The sequence below is a fragment of the Pseudonocardia sp. McavD-2-B genome, from assembly GCF_024124365.1.
In the GTDB taxonomy this organism is placed as follows: Bacteria; Actinomycetota; Actinomycetes; order Mycobacteriales; family Pseudonocardiaceae; genus Pseudonocardia; species Pseudonocardia alni.
Genome location: NZ_JAMXSG010000507.1, coordinates 1 through 1,574 on the forward strand (window position 1 = coordinate 1; position 1,574 = coordinate 1,574).

The window sequence follows — 1,574 nt, forward strand, 5'->3', positions numbered from 1 at the left end:
CCCGCCGTCGCCGCGGCGGGTCGTGCTGACCACCGGGTCCTCGCTGGACCCGGCGGCGCGGGTGTTCGCGGGCGGGGACGCGCCGCTGGTGTTCACCGCGGGCCACGCGGCCCCCGCGCTGCGGGACCTGCTCGGCGACGCCGCCGAGGTCGTCGCCGCGGGGGATCCGCCGGACCCGTGCGCGGTGCTCGACGACCTGGCCACCCGCGGCGTGCGACGGCTGCTGATCGAGGGCGGGGGCGGCGTGCACACCGCGTTCCTCACCGCCGGGCTGGTCGACGAGCTCCACGTGGTCGTCGCGCCGTTCTTCGTCGGCGACGCCCGGGCCCCGCGCTTCGTCCGCGACGGCCGGTTCCCGCAGTGCCCGCAGCGCAGCATGTCCCTGGTCGAGGCACGCCCGATGGGCGACCTGGTGCTGCTGCGCTACCGCGCGTCCTGACCGGTCACGAGAACGCGGCCAGGAAACGGTCCCGGAACTCGGCCATCAGCCACGGCGGCGCGTCCGGCGGCGGGAGCAGCCCGGGCGTCCAGCCCCAGTCGTCGATGCGGTCCAGCACGTCGGTGTCGCGGGTGATGACCGAGACGGGGACGTCGGAGCCCGCGCCGGGCTCGGACACCGTCGCGCCGGGCTCGTGGTCGCCCAGCATCACGACGACGAGGTCCCGGTCGCCCTCCGGGCGGTCGGCGACCCAGCCGGTGGCGCTGCGCAGCGCGTACTCCAGCGAGGTCAGGTAGTCCCCGCGCAGCGTCTCCCGGTCCAGGGAGAAGATCGTGTCGTAGGACTGCTGGCCGCCGGCGTACGGCCCGTAGACGGCGCCGTCGCCGATCCCGGCCGGGTCCAGCAGCGGCGGCACCGGCGACCACGGCGCGTGGCTGGAGGTCAGCACCACGGTGCCGAGCACCGGGCCCCGGTCGGGGCGGTCGAGCTCGAGCCGGGAGAACGCGTCGAGGGTGTACTGGTCGGGCATCGGGGACCAGCTGAACGGCGGGCCGGCGTAGCCGAGGTCGTCGCCGGCGTACACCCGCTGGTGGCCGAAGAACGCTGCCTCGGGCCACTCCCGCGTCGTCGCCGGGGTGATCACGGTGGTCTCCCACCCGGCGTCGCGGAACGCGCGGGGAAGCGTCAGCCGGTCGGACGCGGTGAGCCGGTCGTGCGCGCCCTGGTCGGCGATGGAGAGCCCGGAGAACAGCGTCGCGTGGGCGAGCCAGCTGCCGCCGCCGTTGATCGGTGCGGTGAGCACGCCGCTGCGCGCGCCGTACCCGGCCGCGGTGAGGCGGGCGTCGGCCTCGGCGAGGACCGGCCGGATCCGGGGCGCCATCGCGGGGGCGTTCTGGGCATTGCGGCCGTAGCTCTCCACGAAGGTGATCACGACGTCCTTGCCGCGCAGCGCGGACAGCAGCGCGTCGGGCGGGGCGCCGTCCCAGCCGTCGCGGGCCAGGCTCTCGGTGAGCTCGCGGCGCTCCCGCAGCGTCTCGGGGACCTGCTGGGCACGGTGCGCGACCTCGGCGACGCCGTCGGCGGCGGCCACCGGCACCCCGGGGACCAGGCGGGCGTCGGCGACCGGGCCCACGAC

The 1,574-nt window shown here is 76.7% G+C and carries 2 protein-coding genes; one reads left to right on the top strand and one right to left on the bottom strand.

Annotated features, from left to right (window positions below):
* Positions 1-439: RibD family protein (locus NH602_RS30715; protein WP_253069670.1), on the top strand; the 439-nt coding region annotated here is incomplete at its 5' end.
* 4 nt (positions 440-443) lie between these two features.
* Here the strand turns inward: NH602_RS30715 and NH602_RS30720 are convergent.
* The coding region (locus NH602_RS30720; RefSeq protein ID WP_253069671.1) for a sulfatase at positions 444-1,574 on the bottom strand (1,131 nt) is incomplete at its 5' end.